A 17,261-nucleotide genomic window follows, 5' to 3' on the forward strand; every position below is an offset into this window, starting at 1 on the left:
GTTCGGGTACTGTTCTCCACGAACGACGGCGACGCGCCTTGAGTCCACAGGACAGGTGAGGGGCGGAGATAGATGTCAGTGGTCAGGCATACCGTCGTTGGTGAGCCCCGGAGAGGGGACCTCGCCGAAGTTGACCAGCCATGCCCACGGCGGCTGCGAGCCGCCCCGAGAACCGAGGTAGAACAATGCCTGCTGCCAGCCAGACCCAGGACCGCTCCAAGGCCCTGGCCACTGCTCTCGCCCAGATCGACAAGAACTTCGGTAAGGGCTCCGTCATGCGCCTGGGGGACGACACCCGTCCGCCGATCTCCGTCATCCCCACGGGATCTGTCGCCCTTGACGTCGCCCTGGGGGTCGGAGGGCTTCCGCGAGGCCGCATCATCGAAGTCTACGGACCGGAGTCCTCCGGAAAGACGACCGTCGCCCTGCACGCCGTAGCCAGCGCGCAGCGGGCCGGGGGCAACGCCGCCTTCATCGATGCCGAGCACGCTCTCGATCCGGTCTACGCCAAGGCTCTAGGCGTCGACATCGACAACCTCCTGGTCTCTCAGCCGGATACCGGTGAGCAGGCCCTGGAGATCACCGACATGCTCGTGCGCTCGGGCGGTCTGGACATCATCGTCATCGACTCCGTGGCCGCTCTGGTCCCCAAGGCGGAGATCGAGGGGGAGATGGGGGACTCCCACGTCGGCCTCCAGGCACGGCTCATGAGTCAGGCGCTGCGCAAGATCACCGGGGCGCTGTCCTCCACCGGTACCACGGCCATCTTCATCAACCAGCTGCGCGAGAAGATCGGCGTGTTCTTCGGCAACCCGGAGACCACCACGGGCGGTAAGGCTCTGAAGTTCTACGCCTCGGTGCGCCTGGACGTGCGCCGCATCGGCGGGCTCAAGGATGGCGACCAGCCCGTGGGCAACCGCACCCGGGTCAAGGTCGTCAAGAACAAGATGGCGCCTCCCTTCAAGCAGGCCGAGTTCGACATCCTCTACGGCCAGGGCATCTCCAGGGAGGGCAGTCTGCTGGACCTGGGCGTGGACAACGGCGTGGTGCGCAAGTCCGGTGCCTGGTTCACCTATGGAGAGGATCAGCTCGGTCAGGGCAAGGAGAACGCGCGCAACTTCCTCAAGGACAATCCGCAGCTGGCCGCTGAGATCGAGGAGAAGATCCTCGCCGCTCTGGGCATTGGCGAGCCCGGCCGCAAGGCCCGAGAGGCCGAGGAGATCGCCGCTGCAGAGGCTGCCGTGGCCGCGGCCGCCATCCCGGTGGACAGCAATGACGCAGCGGCCACGAGCGCGGTCAAGAGCGCCCGCGGCCGCGGGAAGAGGACCACAACAGGCTCCGACAAAGTCTCCAAGGCCTCCAAGGCTGCTAAAGCCGCCAAGGATGCCGCGGCGGAGGAGCCGGACACCATCTTCGGTGAGGACGCCGGCGGGTTCTGATGGCCTGGCTCACTCCAGATGCCCACGCGCAGGCGGTCGAGGCGGCCCGGGACATCGTCCTGCGCCGCCTCGACCGCAGCGAGGTCCCGCGTGCGGCCCTGGCGGATCTGCTTGAGCGCAAGGAGGTGGATCCTCGCATCGCCGTCGAGGTCCTCGATCGCCTGGAGGCGGCCGGCGTGATCGACGATGCCGCCTATGCGGCGCGCCTGACGCGCACCCGTTTCGCGGAGAAGGGTGCGGCCAGACGCGCCATCGCCGAGGAGCTGCGGCGCAAGGGCCTGGGGGAACAGGACGTCGCCACGGCCCTGGGCCAGATCGACTCCGACGATGAGGACTCTGCAGCTCTGGCACTGGCCCGCAAGAAGCTGTCCGCCACGCGTCACCTGCCCTGGGAGGTGCGCCGACGTCGTACCGCGGCCCTGCTGGGCCGCAAGGGCTACAGCCGGGAAGCCACTGTGCGTGCCCTTGAGGCAGCCTTCGCCGAGGAGTCGGACTGAGAAGCGGTCCTGTAGCCAGGACCTCAAGGTCCTGAGGCTTTCTCGCCGGCCCACTAGGCTTGCCTCATGACTCAGGCGATTGCGGCCACTGACGGCCCCCAGAGCCAGGTCGACCTTGATGCGTTGGCGGCCTCGGCGGGAATCGCGGCCGAGCACGTTGTTCCCTATGGTCGCGACGTGGCCAAGATCGATCTGCGCGCCCTGATTCCTTGTGGTGAAGGGGCTGACGCACAGGATGGTCCCGGCAAAGCCCGCTACATCGTCGTCACTGCGATCACACCGACGCCTTTCGGGGAGGGCAAGACCACCACGGCCATCGGACTGGCCCAGGGGCTGACTCGTCTGGGCGAGCAGACAGTCCTCACTCTGCGCCAGTCGGCCATGGGGCCCACCTTCGGCATCAAGGGCGGAGCCGGCGGCTCCGGGGGTGCCCGCATCCTGCCGGCCGAGCGGATGAACCTGCACCTGACCGGCGACTTCCACGCCATCACCGCCGCCCACAACCTCCTGTCGGCGATGATCGACAACCACCTGCACCACGGCAATGAGCTCGACATCGACGAGCGCACCATCACCTGGCCCCGGGTTCTGGACGTCAATGATCGGGCCCTGCGCCATATCGTCACCGGCCTGGGCTCCAAGATCGACGGCGTCACCCGGCAGGCCTCCTTCGACATCACCCCGGCCAGCGAGCTCATGGTCATCATGTCGCTGGCCACGGACCTGGCCGATCTGCGCAAGCGCTTGGGGCGCATCGTCATCGGCCGAAGCCGCAGCGGAGAGTGGATCAGCGCCGAGGACCTGGGGGCCGCAGGGGCCATGTGCGCCGTCCTGCGCGACGCACTTGAACCCAACCTCTTGCGCACCGGCGAGGGCACGCCCGTCCTGGTCCACACTGGCCCCTTCGGCAACATCGCCACCGGCTGCTCCTCGGTCATCGCAGACCGTGTCGCCATGGCAGGCACGAGAAACGGAGGGTACGTCCTCACTGAGGCCGGCTTCGGGGCGGACATGGGCCTGGAGCGCTTCGTGGACCTCAAATGCGCCGTCTCCGGCATGCACCCGCGTGTAGCTGTCGTCGTGGTGACCGTCAGGGCACTCAAAGCCCACTCCGGCCGCTACCACCTCATCAACGGTAAGAGTCTTCCCGAGGGCATGCTCCAGGAGAAGGTCGAGGACGTACGCGCCGGCGCAGCCAACCTGCTCAAGCACCTTCAGATCGTGCGGGGCTTCGGCATCACTCCGGTCGTGGCCATTAATGTCTTCCCCACCGACCATGACAGCGAGATCGAAGAGGTGACGCGCATCGCTCGCGACGCCGGAGCCCGGGTGGCCGTCTGCTACCCCGTGACTCGAGGAGGTGAGGGCTGCCTCGACCTGGCGAGTGCCGTCGTCGAGGCCTGCCAGGAGGTTGGCGATGCCGCCTCCATTCGGCCCGTTTACGGGCCGGAGGACGACCTGCGCACCAAGATCGCCAAGGTGGCTGCCCTTTACGGAGCCGACGGTGTGGACTACACCCCTGCCGCGAGCAGGCTATTGGATGGCTATGAGCGCGATGGCTTCGGAGACCTGCCAGTCATCGTCGCCAAGACCCCGCTGTCCCTGTCCGCCGAGCCCGGCCTCAAGGGCGTCCCCACCGGGTGGCGTCTGCCGGTGCGTGAGGTGCGCCTGGCCGCCGGGGCGGGGTACGTCTGCGCGATCTGCGGCAGCCTGTCGACCATGCCGGGCCTGCCGAGCCGTCCCGCGGCCGAGCACATTGACGTCGATGTCGCCACAGGGGAGATCGAGGGGCTGCGCTGAGTGCTGCGGCCACAGGTGGTGGGTGGTCGTTATCGTCTCGTCGAGAGGGATTTGAGTGAGTCGACCTCCTGGTGCAGAACACGCGCGGCCTCGTCCACAGTCACCGCTCCCACCATGGCGGCCTGGGCCAGGCCATTGCTCAGGGCGATCAGACGCCCCGCCTCCTGCGCCGGCGCCCCGGCCTGTTCGAGCAGACGGGCCGCGTAATCCAGTGTTCCGCGGGATGCCTTGGTGAAGATCTCCCTGATCTGCGGATCCGCAGTGGCCCGGGCCAAGTAGGCGTACCAGACCGAGATGCCTAGCCGAAGCGCCTCGGTGCGGGGGAGTGGCTGAATGAGCAGCTCAGTCAAGGCGTCGAGCGGATCCAGTGCCTCGGTGCGCTCGAAGTGGACGGACTCCGCGGTGTCCACGATGGCCTGGCAGCCGGCGCGCACCAGGTCCTGCTTGGAGGCGAAGTAGTGCTGGATCCTTCCGACAGAGATTCCAGCGGCCCGCGCCACCGCCTGGTAGGAGGCCGCATGGATGCCCTGCTCGTAGATGACCTGCCATAGGGCGTAGATGATCTCGGTTCGGCGCTGCTCGTGGTCGACGATCTTGGGCATCCCTTTACGGTACACGCATACCGTATTACCCTTACAATATGAACGTATTGCGAAAAGTAGTCTCTCGAGTCCGGCGTCTGCGTTCCCTCCGGCGGAGTCGTCCTCCGTGTTCCCTCAGGTCTGCGGCCCGGCGTGTGACGAGGCTGCTCGTCATCGGGCTCGCGCTGGTCGGTGTGGTGAGTATCGGTAGAACCGTGATGGGGCCCGCTGACGTCGGGCACTTCAGGACGGTTGAAGGACGCGAGGAGTACGTCGGCTACTACCAGCGGGCCATGGGGTCCATGCCGGCGCCCAGTTCGGTGCAGGACATTCCCACCGACTTTGGAACCGTGCGGGTCTACATCTGGGACGCCGGCAACGCAGCAGCCGATCGCGACTCCTACCCGATTGTCCTGCTGCCCGGACGCTCATCGGGAGTGCCCATGTGGTCCGCGAACGTCTCCGCCCTGATTCACTCGCGGCAGGTGATCGCCTTCGATGCGCTCGGAGATGCGGGACTGTCCGTCCAGTCCGCTCCGCTGACCTCGATGGGGGATCAGGCCGCCTGGATCGATCAGGTGGTCACCGCCGTCGCGCCCCGGGGAGTCCACCTCGTCGGGCACTCCTTCAGCGGCGCGACCGCCACGGCCTATGCACGGCTCCACCCCCAGCGGGTCAGGTCCCTGACTCTGCTGGAACCGGTCTTCACCTTCGCCTACCCGCCTGTGGCGAAGCTCGGCTGGGTGACGATTGCCGCCTTACCGGGGCTTCCCGAGAGCCTGCGGAACAAGGCGCTGGGGCGGATTGCAGGTGAGGACTCAGCCGGATCGGATCCACTGGCCCTCATGATCAAGGCCGGGTCGGAGCACTTCGACGCGAATCTGCCCACCCCCTCACCGCTGACGAAGGAGGAGGCCGAATCCTTGACTATGCCAGTCTACGTCGCGATCGCCGGGAAGGAGTCCTTGGCGGGAGGGAGGGATGCCGCCGAGCGCGCTGAGGAGCTGCTGCCGGGTGCGCGGGTGCAGATTTGGAAGGACGCCACCCACTCCCTGCCGATGCAGGAGGCGGAGCCGCTGACGCAAGTGCTTGAGCCGTTCTGGCACCAGGCCGAGTCGGCGCGATGATTGATCAGGTCAACGGGCTCGCCCGGGGTGCGGGTGGGCCGATGACCGGAACATGCCGGCCACCGGCCCACGGGAGCTGAGAGCACCCCCGCTGTCAGTCCTTCTCGTGCTTGGAGGTCTCGAACAGGAGATTGACCTGCTCGTTGTACTTCGTCAGTGTCGAGGCGGGCACCCGGTTGGCCCACAGATCGTCGGTTGCCGGCTTCATGATGGCCGCCACGTCCGCGCCGAAGTAGGTCAGCGGGAAGAAGAACGTGGACCTGTCCTCCAGGTGCTGGGTGAAGGGCTTGGTGGGAAGCCCCATCTGCTCGAAGACTTGCACAGCCCTCTCGGTGGAGGAGGAGATGGCCGGGAAGACGATCCCGTAGGAGGCCACGATGTCCTGAGCCTCGGCGGTTCCCAGGAAAGCCACCCACTTGGAGGCGTTGTCGATATTGGCCGACTGCTTGGAGATCGAGTCGCCCAGCCCGTTGTACAGGGAGACGGACTTGCCGTTGGGGCCCACCGGATTGGCCGCGATCCCGACCTTGACGTCAAGCTTGGCGTAGGTGCTGAACATCCACGAACCGTTGAAGCACATGGCGATCTTGCCGCTGCCGAGCTGGACGTCGGTGCTGGTCGTGGAGGAGAAGGCTCCACGAGGAGGCATGTAGCCCTTGTCCACCAAGCCGAAATACCAGTCCATGGCGTTCTGGAAGACCTTCTCGTCGTAGCGGTAGTGATTCCCCCACGTCTCCTTGTTCGTGTAGAACCAGTCGCCGGCCGAGCCGGTGAAGGGGCTCCACTGGGTCTGGCCGTCCCCCGAGCCGCCGTCCTGGATACCCAGGCCGTAGACGGCCACACGGTTCTTGTCGAAGCCGGGCTCGTCACCGCGCACGCCGTTCTTGTCCACGGTGAGGCGGGCGAGGATCTTCTCAAAGGTTCCGCCGTCGGTGGGGTTCCAGGACCACTCGGCCAGATCGGCCTCGGTCAGGCCCGCCTGGGTGAGCATGTCCCGGTTGTAGAAGACCGCCACGGTGTCCCAGTCCTTGGGGCAGCCGTACTGGTGGCCGTCCTCCCCCTTCCACAGGTCGATGAGCCCCTCCTGGAAGGCCGACTCGTCGACGCCCGCCCATGCGGTCTGCTTCTCCAACGGGACCAGGACTTCCAGATCCACGAACTGGGCGAACTTGGAGATGTGGTCGGTGAAGGCATCCGGTCCGGTCCCGGCGATGAAACCGGCCGTCAGCTTGGTCCAGTAGTCGCTCCAGGCGATCTGGGTGATATTGACCTTGATACCGGTCTTGGCCTCGAAGGCCTTGGCGCAGGCTTCATAGGCGGGCAGCTGGCTGGCGTCCCACATCCAGTACTCCACGGCGCCGGATCCCGACTTCCTGGAGCCCGAGGAGCAGGCCGCCAGGGTCAGAGCGGCCGCCCCGGAGACGAGACCGCACAGGAGGCCGCGGCGCGACAGCGACGAGTGAACAGGGCTGATCGGTTGAGTCGTCATCTGGTGCCTCACTTGATTCCGGTAAAGCCGATGGAGTTGACGATGCGCCGGGCGAAGGCCATGAACAGCAGGAGCATCGGGAGTGCGGCCACCAGGGTGGCGGCCATGAGCCCGGCCCAGTCGGGGCCGGTTTGAGGCGCCTGGGAGCGGAAGACTGCCAGGGCCACCGTGAGTACCCGCGAGGAGTCCGTGTAGGACACCAGCAGGGGCCAGAAGTAGTCATTCCAAGCCGTGATGTAGGTCAGGATCGCCAGCGTTGAGATCGGGGCCTTGGCCATGGGCAGGATGAGGGTGAAGAACACCCGCACCTTCGAGGCGCCGTCGAGCAGGGCGGCCTCCTCCAGCTCACGCGGGATATTCATGAAGAACTGTTTGAGGAAGAACACCGCGAAGGGCGTCATGAACATGGTCGGCAGCGCCACCCCCAGGAAGGTGTCGATGAGGTGGAGTTGCTTGACCAGCACGAAGTTGGGCAGGAGCGTGAAGATCGAGGGGACCATGAGGGCGCCCAGGAACACGGCGAAGACCGTGTCGCGTCCCTTCCAACGCAGGCGGGAGAAGGAGTAGGCGGCCATCGCCGAGAAGAAGACCTGTCCAACGGTGACCAGCGTGGAGATGATGACCGAGTTGCGCAGGTAGAGCCAGAAGTTGATGGCTGCGCCGCTGCCGCCGTCGGCCAGCGCCTCCTCGGTGGACTGCATGCCGAAGACGCGGGCGAAGCCGCGCAGGTTGATGTCCACCGGCAGCAGGCTGGTGGGGTGGGCCGTGATGCCCGCGTTGGAGGACAGCGCCGTACGCAGCACCCAGTAGAAGGGCAGGAGCGTGAACAGCATGATGAGGATCATCGCCGCCCAGGCCAGGGCCTTGCCAACGGTGAACCGGCGGCCGGGGGTTTCGGAAGATGCCGCAGCGGCTGCCTTGGGGGACTTTGCGGAGGACACGGATGCGGTTGTCGTTGTCATGGGTGGTCCTCCTTCAGTCCAGGTCCGTCTCGCCCGCACGGGTCATGCGGTACTGCAGGATCGTGATCGCCGCCAGGACGAGCAGCAGCCCCACCGCCATGGCAGAGGCGTATCCGAACTGGAAGCGCCCGAAGGCCATGTCGTAGATGTAGTACTGCAGCACGCGGGTGGCGTTGACGGGGCCGCCCTGGGTGGCCACCGAGACGGTGTCGAAGACCTGGAAGGAGCCGATCATCGTCATGATGAGCACAAGCGCCAGGATCGGGCGCAGCAGGGGGACCGTGATCCGCCAGAACATCCGCCACTCGCTGGCGCCGTCCATCTTGCCCGCCTCGTAGACCGTGTTCGGGATCGACTGCAGGCCCGCGAAGATGAGCAGGGCCGTGTAGCCCACGTGCCGCCACACGTTGATGATGGCGATGGTGGGGATGGCCATCGACGAGGAGAAGAAGTCCACGGCGGAGCCCGTCAGGGGCTCCAGGAGCTGGTTGGTGATGCCCAGCGTGTTGTCCAGGATCCACAGCCACAGCATGGCGGCGACCACGTTGGAGACCAGGTAGGGCGTCAGCACGATGGATCGTACGAAGGTGGACTGGGTCAGGCGTTGCATGAGGACGGCGATGAGGAGCGCCAGGATCGTCTGCAGACCGATGTTGATGATCACGTACTCCACGGTGACGACGACGGCGTTCCAGAAGGTGTCGTCCTGGACCATGCGCTTGTAGTTGTCCAGGCCCGTGAACTCCTCGGGGGTGAGGAGGTTGTACTCGGTGAAGGACAGCCAGATGCCCCGGATGAGGGGCCAGATGTAGAAGGCGACGAGGCCGATCGTCGCCGGGAGGATGAAGGCGAGGCCGAGCTTGAGGTCGGAGCGTGGCTTGCGCTGCCGACGCGATTGTCGCGCGAGCAGGGTCGAAGTTGACATCGGGTCTCCAAATCGACGGTGATGTGGGAAACGGGTCGAAGGCGGATGGGCGGGGTAGGAACGGGTGGAAGAAGGGTGAACGGATCAGCGACTCAGAGGATCACCGAGCCGTCAGTTGACGGCGCTCACGCGCAGCAGGACGAGGTGGTCGGGGTGCAGCACCGGAAGTGCCAGGCCCGTGGTGGTCAGGTAGGAACCGGGCAGGGTGACGCCCTCGGCCATCCAGCCCGCCGCGAGGCTCAGCTCGGGGTAGGTCGGCGCCGCCAGGCGCACGTGGTAGCGGCGCGAGGGGTCCAATCCGGGCAACGGTCGCGGCGCCGTGGGCCAGACCAGGAGCTGACCCAGCGAGGCGATCTCGAACAGGGCGTCGGAGCCGTCAGGGGCGACGACGCCCTCGATGCGCAGCATGTCGTCATCGGGCAGGTCGGCGTGAACCGTCACGCCCGAGTGCAGCAGGCCGCGCAGATCCTTGTGCAGCGCGATGATGGAGGCCAAGCGCTCGCGGGTTGGCTCATCGGCCTCGGTGAGATCCCACTCCACGCCCATGTGGCCCCATAGGGCGGTCCCGGCCCGGAAGTCGAGGTCGAGGTCGCGCAGGGTGGTGTGGGCCCGCCCGGAGCCGACGTGGGTGCCCACCAGCTCCGGGGGAAGCAGCAGCGTGGTGCCGCGCTGGATGTTCTGGCGGTCGTGGGCGTCGATGCAGTCCGATGCCCACACCCGCTGGGTGCGCTCCATGATCCCCAGGTCGATGCGGCCGCCGCCGCCGGCGCAGGACTCGATCTCCAGGGAAGGGAAGCGCTCGTGGAGCGCGTCCAGGAGCCGGTAGACGGCCAGGGTCTGGTCGTGGACGGCGGCTGCCCCCTGGCGTCCCGCGGTGGGGTCGGCGACCTCATGCCCCGCGGCCAGCAGGGGGGAGTTGTGGTCCCACTTGAGGTAGGCGATGTCCAGGCGCTCCACGAGGGCGGAGATGGCGTCGAGCAGGTAGTCCCAGGCGCCTGGGGCGGTCAGGTCCAGGACCCGCTGGTGGCGGTGCTCGGGCGCTCCGCCTGCGCCGTCGGAGAGGATCCACTCCGGGTGGGCGCGGGCCAGCTCGGAGTCGACGTTGATCATCTCCGGCTCGAACCACAGGCCGAACTCCATTCCCAGGGAGTGGACGTGCTCCACGAGCGGCTCCAGACCGTCCGGCCAGGCCTCGGGGGAGACCTGCCAGTCGCCCAGTCCCGAGGTGTCGTCGCGGCGGGAGCCGAACCAGCCGTCGTCCAGGACGTAGCGCTCGATGCCGACCTGGGCCGCGGCGTCGGCCAGGGCCTTGAGCTTGTCCAGGTCGTGGTCGAAGTAGACGGCCTCCCAGGTGTTGAGCAGTACCGGGCGGGGGCGGTCGGGGTGGGCGGGACGCGAGCGCAGCCAGGCGTGGCTGCGGTGGGCCAGGGTGTCCAGGCCCTCGCCCCAGGAGAAGACGGTCCACGGAGAGGTGTAGGTCTGACCGGGGGCCAGAGAGACCTCGCCCGGCAGGAGCAGCTCTCCGGCTCCCAGGAGCTTGCGCCCCGAGGCGGGATTCATCGCCAGGTGACGGACGTTGCCGGACCAGGCCACGTGAACGCCGTGGACGCGCCCATTGCGCCAGCCGAAGCCGGTGGGGCCGGCGGCCAGCCAAGTGACGGCGTCGTGCCCGGGGCGCCCCTCCCAGGACTCGCGCAGGCGGGTGCCCGGGGTGAAGGGGGTGCGCACGAGCCTGCGCTCCTGAACGTGGTGCCCGGTGGTGTCGAGCAGCTCGTCGGCGCTGTCGGGCAGCGGTAGCACCGGGGTGAGCTCGCCGACGACGAGGTCGGCTCCCCGCTCGCCATCAGACTCGGGGCGGTCGTCGCGGACCCAGGCGCGCAGGCGTACCAGGCCACAGGGCTCCAGACGCAGCTCCGTTCCCAGGCTGAGCCGATGGACCGGGTCGGTACCGGCGGAGCGGACTACGTGGGCGGTGCCGGCGGGGGTGTCCTCGGAACTCTCCTCGTGGCTGAAGGCGGTGGGGTGGGGGGAGAAGGCCGTGCCGTCGGTGCGCGAGAGCGCCACGGCGGGACGCGCGCTCCAACCCAGGTGGGCCAGGGGCAGGATCGGCAGGTCATTGGTGATCCAGGCGGTGTTGGTGCCCAGGGAGGTGGCCTGGGCGGGGGTCGCGTCGGCCAGGTCCTCGCCGCTGACGTCGCCGAGGTCGGGGCCCCAGTGGCGCACCACCGGGAAACGGTCGTCGGGCAGGTCGAGGACCACGGAGGTGTCGGCGCGGCGCAGATGGAGGGTCATCATCGTCCTTCCGGGGGAGGGGGCGGGAACCAGGAACGATTCCTTGTGAGATGAAAATAATTGATGGCGCCAGTTTCCGCAAGGGATTTGACCTACAGTGTCGGTACGAATCGGGCGGCGGTCGGCGTCGTCCCAGGTCATGGGCCCAATGGTCCATCTAGCAGTCGGCGACGGCGGGAGCGGGAACAGGACATGGACGGTGGAGGACGCAGCCTCGGCGCTCAGACACTGCTCTCCCTGATCTCAGTGGGTCCCATGAGCCGCGGCGAGCTCGGCGGGCGCTTGGGACTGTCTCCGGCCACGACGACGCGCACGGTGCGTCCGCTCATCGAGGCCGGCCTCATCGAGGAGCGGCCCCCGGTGGAGGCCAGTGGGCCGGGGCGGCCCACCCGCCTCCTGGCCGTCGTTGCGGGCTCCGCCACCGTCGCGGGCGTCAAGCTCACCGCCGACCGCCTCTACGCCGTCCTGACCGATCCACTGGGCGAGGTCCTGGTCGGGGAATCCCTGCCGCTGACCGAGACCGACCCCGACTCCGTGACCGCCCTGATCGCCTCCGTCGTGGCCGGCCTGGCCGAGCGCAGCGGTCGCCGGCCGGACGCGATCGGGATTTCCCTGGGGGCGGCCGTCGTCGGGAGGCGGACCGTGGTCGTGGCCAGCTTCCTGGGCTGGCGCGATGTCCCCCTGGCCGCCAGGGTCGCCGAGGCCACCGGGTTGCCCTGCGCCGTGGCCAACGACGTGCGCGCCTTCGCCTACGCCGAGGCCTGGTTCGGGGCGGGGCGCGGCAAGGATCCCTTCGCCCTGGTCACCCTCGGCGCCGGGATCGGGTGCGGCATCGTGATGGGCGGCCAGGCCATCTCTGGGGCAAGGGGGGCGGCCGGCAGCGTCGGGCACCTTCCGGTGGATCCGTCCGGACCGAGCTGCGAGATCGGGCACCCCGGGTGCGCCCGCGCCCTGGCTTCGACCACCGGGATCGTGCGGGCGGCCGCCGAGCACCTGGGGTGTGAGGAGAAGGGGCTGGACCTCGAGCGGCTTCTGGATCCAGAGCTTCGTCGACAGGCGGGCGTCGACGGCGTCCTGCGCCGTGCTGCGCTGGCGGCCGGGAGGGTCGTGGGGACTCTCATCGCCTACGTCGATCCCGAGCTCGTCGTCGTCTCCGGCGAGGGGATCGCCGTGGTGGAGACCTACCGCGAGACCTTCGAGAAGGAGGTGGACGCCCTGCGGCACTGGGCGGCCGCCCCAGTGCCGGTCCTGCTGCGCCCCTTCGAGTTCGACGAGTGGGCGCGCGGCGCCGCGGCCCTGGCGCTGGAGCAGTGGACGGTGGTGGCGGGCGACCGGTAGACGATCCCCGTGACCCACAACAGCCGCCGTCATCTTCCGCCGCGACCTGGCCTCCTTCGGCTCGGTGGCGGCTCCGGGCGCCGCCTTCGCCCAGGCCGCCCGCAACGACGCCAGAATCGCCTCGCGCAAGAAGCCCTGAGGCGGGTCCTCTCCGGATGCCTCTCCGCTGCGAGCCCCGTCAGGCGTGCGTCTGGTCACGACGGTCCGTCAGGACTGGGGCGGGGCCCTGCCGCGCCCTACACTGCTCGGCGATGACCACGCTCGCCACCACCGCCCCCGCTCTCGACGCCCGCGGCGCCCTGCCGCGCACCTACCACGTGCGCACCCTCGGCTGCCAGATGAACGTCCACGACTCCGAGCACATGGCGGGACTGCTGGAGGGGGCCGGCTACCTGCGCGTCGAGGACGTGCCCGAAGCCGCCGCCCGCGCCACCGATGCCGGTGACGGCGGCGCCGACGTCGTCATCATCAACACCTGCTCCGTGCGCGAGAACGCCGCCACCCGGCTCTTCGGCAACCTGGGCCAGCTCGCCGCGGTCAAGCGCGAGCGCCCCGGCATGCAGATCGCCGTGGCCGGTTGCCTGGCCCAGCAGATGGGGGAGGGGATCGTGGAGCGTGCCCCCTGGGTCGACGTCGTCTTCGGCACCCACAACCTCGACGTCCTGCCCGCCCTGCTCGAGAGGGCCCGTCACAACTCGGCGGCCGCCGTCGAGCTCGAGGAATCCCTCAAGGTCTTCCCCTCCACCCTGCCCACGCGCCGGGAGTCGGCTTACGCCGCCTGGGTCTCCATCGCGGTGGGCTGCAACAACACCTGCACCTTCTGCATCGTGCCCTCCCTGCGCGGCAAGCAGCGCGACCGCCGCCCCGGCGAGGTCCTGGCCGAGGTTGAGGCCGTCGCCGCCCAGGGCGCCATCGAGGTGACCCTTCTGGGCCAGAACGTCAACTCCTACGGCGTGGGTTTCGGCGATCGCGGCGCCTTCGCCAAACTGCTGCGGGCAGCCGGCTCGGTCGAGGGTATCGAGCGCGTGCGCTTCACCAGCCCCCACCCGGCCGCCTTCACCGACGACGTCATCGAGGCGATGGCCACCACCGAGGCCGTCATGCCCAGCCTCCACATGCCCCTGCAATCGGGATCCGACCGGGTGCTGCGCGCCATGCGCCGCTCCTACCGCACCAAGCGCTTCCTGGGCATCCTGGACAAGGTCCGCGACGTCATGCCCGAGGCCGCCATCACCACCGACATCATCGTCGGCTTCCCCGGCGAGACCGAGGAGGATTTCCAGGCCACGCTCGACGTCGTCGAGCGGGCCCGCTTCGCCTCGGCCTACACCTTCGAATACTCCCCGCGCCCCGGCACCCCCGCCGCCGACCGCGACGACCAGGTTCCGCTCGAGGTCGTCAAGGACCGCTACCGGCGGCTCGACGCACTGGTACGCCGCATCGCCCGAGAGGAGAATGAGCGCCAGGAGGAGCGAGTCGTCGAGGTGCTCGTCGCCGAGGGTGAGGGGCGCCGCGACTCGGCCACCGCCCGCATCTCCGGGCGCGCCGCCGACAACCGGCTGGTCCACGTGGCCCTGCCCGAGGGACTGGCCGAGGACGACTACACCGCCGGAGCGCCTCGCCCCGGCGACATGGTGAGCGTACGCGTTACTCACGGCGCCCCCCACAACCTCATCGCCGACTCCGCCCGCTGCGGGCGAAAGCTGGACCCGGTAGCCGCGGCCGCCAATGAGGCGCTCAAGCCCGGTGACCGCCTCTGGTTCGACGACGGACCTGCCCTGTTCCAGGTACGGCGCACTCGCGCCGGAGATGCCTGGGAGCGCCGTCGGGCCGAGGCCTGCGCCGCACCCGAGCCCGACACCGCCCCGGTGAGCCTGGGGCTGCCCACCTTGCGCGTGGGCGCGCCGGTCTGACTGAATCCCACGTGAGGTGATCTTCGGGGAAGGAGTGCCCTTGTGGTTTGTACCTAGAGGTATGTACAGTTATGGCATCAGGTTCAGGAAGGAGTGGAATCGGGTGGCCGCCGTGCCTCCCGGGGGTACGTCATGGTGAGGTATGTACAGTTCTGGCGTGGACTCGAGAGACAAGCTGGTTGAGGCGATGGCTGAGCTGATGTGGGAGCGTGGCTACAGCGCCACGAGCCCGCGAGCGGTTCGCGAGCTCTCCGGCGTTGGTCAGGGGAGCATGTATCACTATTTCCCCACCAAGCGGGATCTCGGGCTGGCGGCCCTGAATCACAACTGCCAGGTCCAGCTGGATTCCTGGAAGGCCGCGCTCAAGGATCTTGAGGATCCGCTCGAGATCCTCAATGCCTACCTCACCCTTCCGCGTGATCCGCTTAAAGGCTGTCGAGTCGGTCGGATGGCCCAGGACAAGGCGGTGGTGGCCGACGACGGTCTCCGTGAGCCGGTCGCCGAGGCCTTCGCTCGGCTTCGCGAGATGCTGGTTGTCGTCATTGGCGCGGCCAGGTCGCAGGGGCGCCTACCGGCAGACCTTGAGCCGGACCATCTGGCTCGCACGATGGTCGCCGTTGTTCAGGGCGGTTACGTCCTGGCCATGGCCGAGCAGGACAGAGCCCCGTATGACGCGGCCTGTCAAGGCGCCCTCGAGCTGCTCCGTGTAGCGGCCGGGGCCGCTGGCGCGGCTCCCGGTGGCGACGGGCCCGCCTCCTCCTGATCCTGACAAGTCGGCGTCGGTGTCCTCTGACGCCACCATTCACCGAAGGAGAAGGATCATGACTATTCGTATCGGTATCAACGGCTTCGGGCGTATCGGACGCACGTACCTGCGTGCCGCGCTGGCCGGCGGGGCGGACGTCGAGGTCGTCGCCGTCAACGACCTGACCGACGCGGGCACGCTGGCCACGCTCTTGGAGTGGGACTCAGTGGCAGGACATCTCGACGGCGTTACCGCCGACGGCAAGGACCTCGAGGTCGCCGGGCGGACAATCAAGGTCTTCTCCGAACCGGCTCCGGCCAAGATCCCCTGGGGCGAGGTCGGGGCTGACGTCGTCATCGAGTCGACCGGGTTCTTCGTCGATCGGAACAAGGCCGCCGAGCACCTCAAGGGCGGCGCCAAGAAGGTTATCGTCTCCGCTCCCGCAAAGGGCGATGTCCCCACCTTCGTTCTGGGCGTGAATGACGACCGGTTGGACGTCTCAGCCGCCGACGTGTTCTCCAACGGGTCGTGCACCACCAACTCCCTGGCACCGCTGGCCAAGGTGCTCAACGACACCTTCGGGATCGAGAGCGGGCTCATGACGACGGTCCACGCCTACACCGGTGACCAGCGGCTCCACGATGCGCCCCACAAGGACCTGCGTCGGGCGCGTGCGGCCGCCGCCTCCATCATCCCGACCTCCTCTGGCGCCGCCAAGGCTATCGGTCTGGTCATCCCCGAGCTCGACGGGCGCCTGACCGGCGCGGCCCTGCGAGTGCCGGTTCCGGTCGGCTCGATCACCGACCTCACCGTGGTCACCTCCCGTCCGGCAACGGTCGAGGAAGTCAACGCAGCCTTCCGCGAGGCTGCCGATCATGGGCCACTTGCCGGATACCTGCAGTACTCCCAGGCCCCGATCGTCTCCCATGACATTGTCGGAAACCCGCACTCCTCGATCTTCGACGCACCCCTGACCGAGGTGAGTGGCGGCCAGGTCAAGGTCTTCGGCTGGTATGACAACGAGTGGGGCTTCTCCAACCGGCTCGTGGAGTTCTCTCAGAAAGTTGGTGAGCGGCTTTAAGAACCTGTCTCTCGGGTCCGACGGCGGTGATGTCTGGCGGCACCGCCGTCGGCCCTGAGGGCCCTGGCCGTCCGCTCACGCCGTGAAGATCTGGCCGGGCAGGTCGCAGAATCCCCGGGATACCGAGGCCCGCCCATGGCTGGAGAGGATGACGCACTCGAAGCGGAAAGCTTGAGCCAACTGCTCCGGATCCGCGCAGAACAGGGCGGTGGCCAAGCCGTCGGCGGCTGCGCAGGACTCGGCCACCACCCAGGTGGCCGTTATGTTCTTGGCGGGTAGCCCGGTGAGCGCGTCGAGAATATGGTGCAGACCCGTGCCCCAGGAGCGCCGGTGCGGGCTTGATCCGCATACGGCGCCGCGGGTTACCTCCACGGTCCCGACGACGATGCCCTCCCTGCCCGGCTGCTCCAGTCCCACGCGAACCGGCTTCCGACTGTGGATGAGCAGGTCGCCCGAGCCGTCGATGACGAATTCCTCGATGCCGTGGGCCAGGAGGATCTCGCCCATGTCATCGGCCAGGAATCCCTTGCCGACGGCGCCCACATCCAACAGTGCCGGATGCGACATGGTGAGCCGGTCGCCGTCGTGCCTCACGACGTCCGTCCACGTGCCCCGGCCGTGGAACGCGCCGATGCGCTCGGCCGCACCGCTCCTGACCGTGAAGCTCAGTTGAGGGTCGTACCCCAGCTCCACCAGGTCGGCCCCGCACAGAGGATCGATGCGTCCGTGTGACGCGGCGTGCAGCCGGTCGTAGAGGTCGAGCATGATGGACGAGCCTGCGGGCAGCTCCACCGTGATCGGACCCTCGCCCAGTGCGCCGTCTGCGATACGACGCACCAGGGACGACGGGCGGAACCTGGACCATACGGCTTCGAAGGTCTCCGCATGCTCGATGACAGCTGCTCCCGTCCTCGGTGGGAGCCGGGACGGGGTGCGAACCGTCCAGATGGTGCCTGTTGCGGGAAAAGAAAAAGACCCGCCATCGAGTGAGGCCAGCGTGGAAGGGGCCATCCAGTGAGATGAGGTCATCGCCTGCTGCTCTCCTTTCCGCCGATCGAGAGGGTTGACCTCG

14 protein-coding genes are annotated in these 17,261 nt (G+C 68.0%); 8 read left to right on the top strand and 6 right to left on the bottom strand.

Going from position 1 to position 17,261, the window contains the following annotated elements:
- The first annotated feature begins 185 nt into the window (after positions 1–185).
- From recA to FK256_RS04855, 3 genes are all read left to right on the top strand, one after another.
- Positions 186–1,439: a recombinase RecA gene (gene recA, locus FK256_RS04845; RefSeq protein ID WP_141423923.1), complete on the top strand. Its 1,254-nt coding sequence runs from the start codon at positions 186–188 to the stop codon at positions 1,437–1,439.
- Complete coding sequence (locus FK256_RS04850) at positions 1,439–1,936, top strand: regulatory protein RecX (protein WP_009233670.1); 498 nt, start codon at positions 1,439–1,441, stop codon at positions 1,934–1,936. The genes recA and FK256_RS04850 overlap by 1 nt, the downstream gene beginning before the upstream one ends.
- A 66-nt stretch (positions 1,937–2,002) precedes the next feature.
- The gene (locus FK256_RS04855; RefSeq protein ID WP_141423924.1) at positions 2,003–3,736 is read left to right on the top strand and encodes a formate--tetrahydrofolate ligase; all 1,734 of its coding nucleotides are present in this window, start codon (positions 2,003–2,005) and stop codon (positions 3,734–3,736) included.
- Positions 3,737–3,765: 29 nt separating this feature from the next.
- Here the strand turns inward: FK256_RS04855 and FK256_RS04860 are convergent, their stop codons facing one another.
- Positions 3,766–4,338 (bottom strand): TetR/AcrR family transcriptional regulator, encoded by a 573-nt coding sequence (locus tag FK256_RS04860; RefSeq protein ID WP_141423925.1) that lies wholly within the window; start codon positions 4,336–4,338, stop codon positions 3,766–3,768.
- Positions 4,339–4,472: 134 nt separating this feature from the next.
- Here FK256_RS04860 and FK256_RS04865 point away from each other — a divergent pair, with 134 nt between their 5' ends.
- Positions 4,473–5,444 carry an alpha/beta fold hydrolase gene (locus FK256_RS04865; protein WP_141423926.1) on the top strand — a complete coding sequence of 324 codons (972 nt, stop codon included), beginning with the start codon at positions 4,473–4,475 and terminating at the stop codon, positions 5,442–5,444.
- A gap of 94 nt (positions 5,445–5,538) precedes the next feature.
- Here FK256_RS04865 and FK256_RS04870 read toward each other — a convergent pair whose 3' ends face one another.
- The 4 genes from FK256_RS04870 to FK256_RS04885 form a co-directional block, all read right to left on the bottom strand.
- Entirely contained in the window at positions 5,539–6,933 is a 1,395-nt protein-coding gene (locus FK256_RS04870) for an ABC transporter substrate-binding protein (protein WP_141423927.1), read from the bottom strand.
- 8 nt (positions 6,934–6,941) lie between these two features.
- Positions 6,942–7,895, bottom strand: a complete 954-nt coding sequence (locus tag FK256_RS04875) for a carbohydrate ABC transporter permease (protein WP_141423928.1) — start codon at positions 7,893–7,895, stop codon at positions 6,942–6,944.
- Positions 7,896–7,908: 13 nt separating this feature from the next.
- Positions 7,909–8,820 carry a carbohydrate ABC transporter permease gene (locus FK256_RS04880; protein WP_009233664.1) on the bottom strand — a complete coding sequence of 304 codons (912 nt, stop codon included), beginning with the start codon at positions 8,818–8,820 and terminating at the stop codon, positions 7,909–7,911.
- Between the two features lie 111 nt (positions 8,821–8,931).
- Entirely contained in the window at positions 8,932–11,112 is a 2,181-nt protein-coding gene (locus tag FK256_RS04885; RefSeq protein WP_141424128.1) for an alpha-galactosidase, read from the bottom strand.
- Positions 11,113–11,304: 192 nt separating this feature from the next.
- On the opposite strand from FK256_RS04885, the gene FK256_RS04890 reads away from it, so the two are divergent.
- The 4 genes from FK256_RS04890 to gap all read left to right on the top strand — a co-directional run bounded on the left by FK256_RS04890 (position 11,305) and on the right by gap (position 16,189).
- A complete protein-coding gene (locus tag FK256_RS04890) occupies positions 11,305–12,450 on the top strand; it encodes an ROK family transcriptional regulator (RefSeq protein WP_141423929.1) in 1,146 nt (381 codons plus the stop codon).
- 251 nt (positions 12,451–12,701) lie between these two features.
- The gene (gene miaB / locus FK256_RS04895; protein ID WP_141423930.1) at positions 12,702–14,363 is read left to right on the top strand and encodes a tRNA (N6-isopentenyl adenosine(37)-C2)-methylthiotransferase MiaB; all 1,662 of its coding nucleotides are present in this window, start codon (positions 12,702–12,704) and stop codon (positions 14,361–14,363) included.
- Positions 14,364–14,505: 142 nt separating this feature from the next.
- The gene (locus FK256_RS04900; protein WP_141423931.1) at positions 14,506–15,126 is read left to right on the top strand and encodes a TetR/AcrR family transcriptional regulator; all 621 of its coding nucleotides are present in this window, start codon (positions 14,506–14,508) and stop codon (positions 15,124–15,126) included.
- A gap of 58 nt (positions 15,127–15,184) precedes the next feature.
- Positions 15,185–16,189, top strand: coding sequence for a type I glyceraldehyde-3-phosphate dehydrogenase (gap, locus tag FK256_RS04905; RefSeq protein ID WP_141423932.1), 1,005 nt, complete (start codon positions 15,185–15,187; stop codon positions 16,187–16,189).
- A 75-nt stretch (positions 16,190–16,264) separates the two neighbouring features.
- Here gap and FK256_RS04910 read toward each other — a convergent pair whose 3' ends face one another.
- Positions 16,265–17,218, bottom strand: coding sequence for an FAD:protein FMN transferase (locus tag FK256_RS04910; RefSeq protein WP_141423933.1), 954 nt, complete (start codon positions 17,216–17,218; stop codon positions 16,265–16,267).
- Positions 17,219–17,261 lie beyond the last annotated feature (43 nt).

The organism is Actinomyces johnsonii, from assembly GCF_006546835.1.
Lineage (GTDB): Bacteria > Actinomycetota > Actinomycetes > Actinomycetales > Actinomycetaceae > Actinomyces > Actinomyces johnsonii.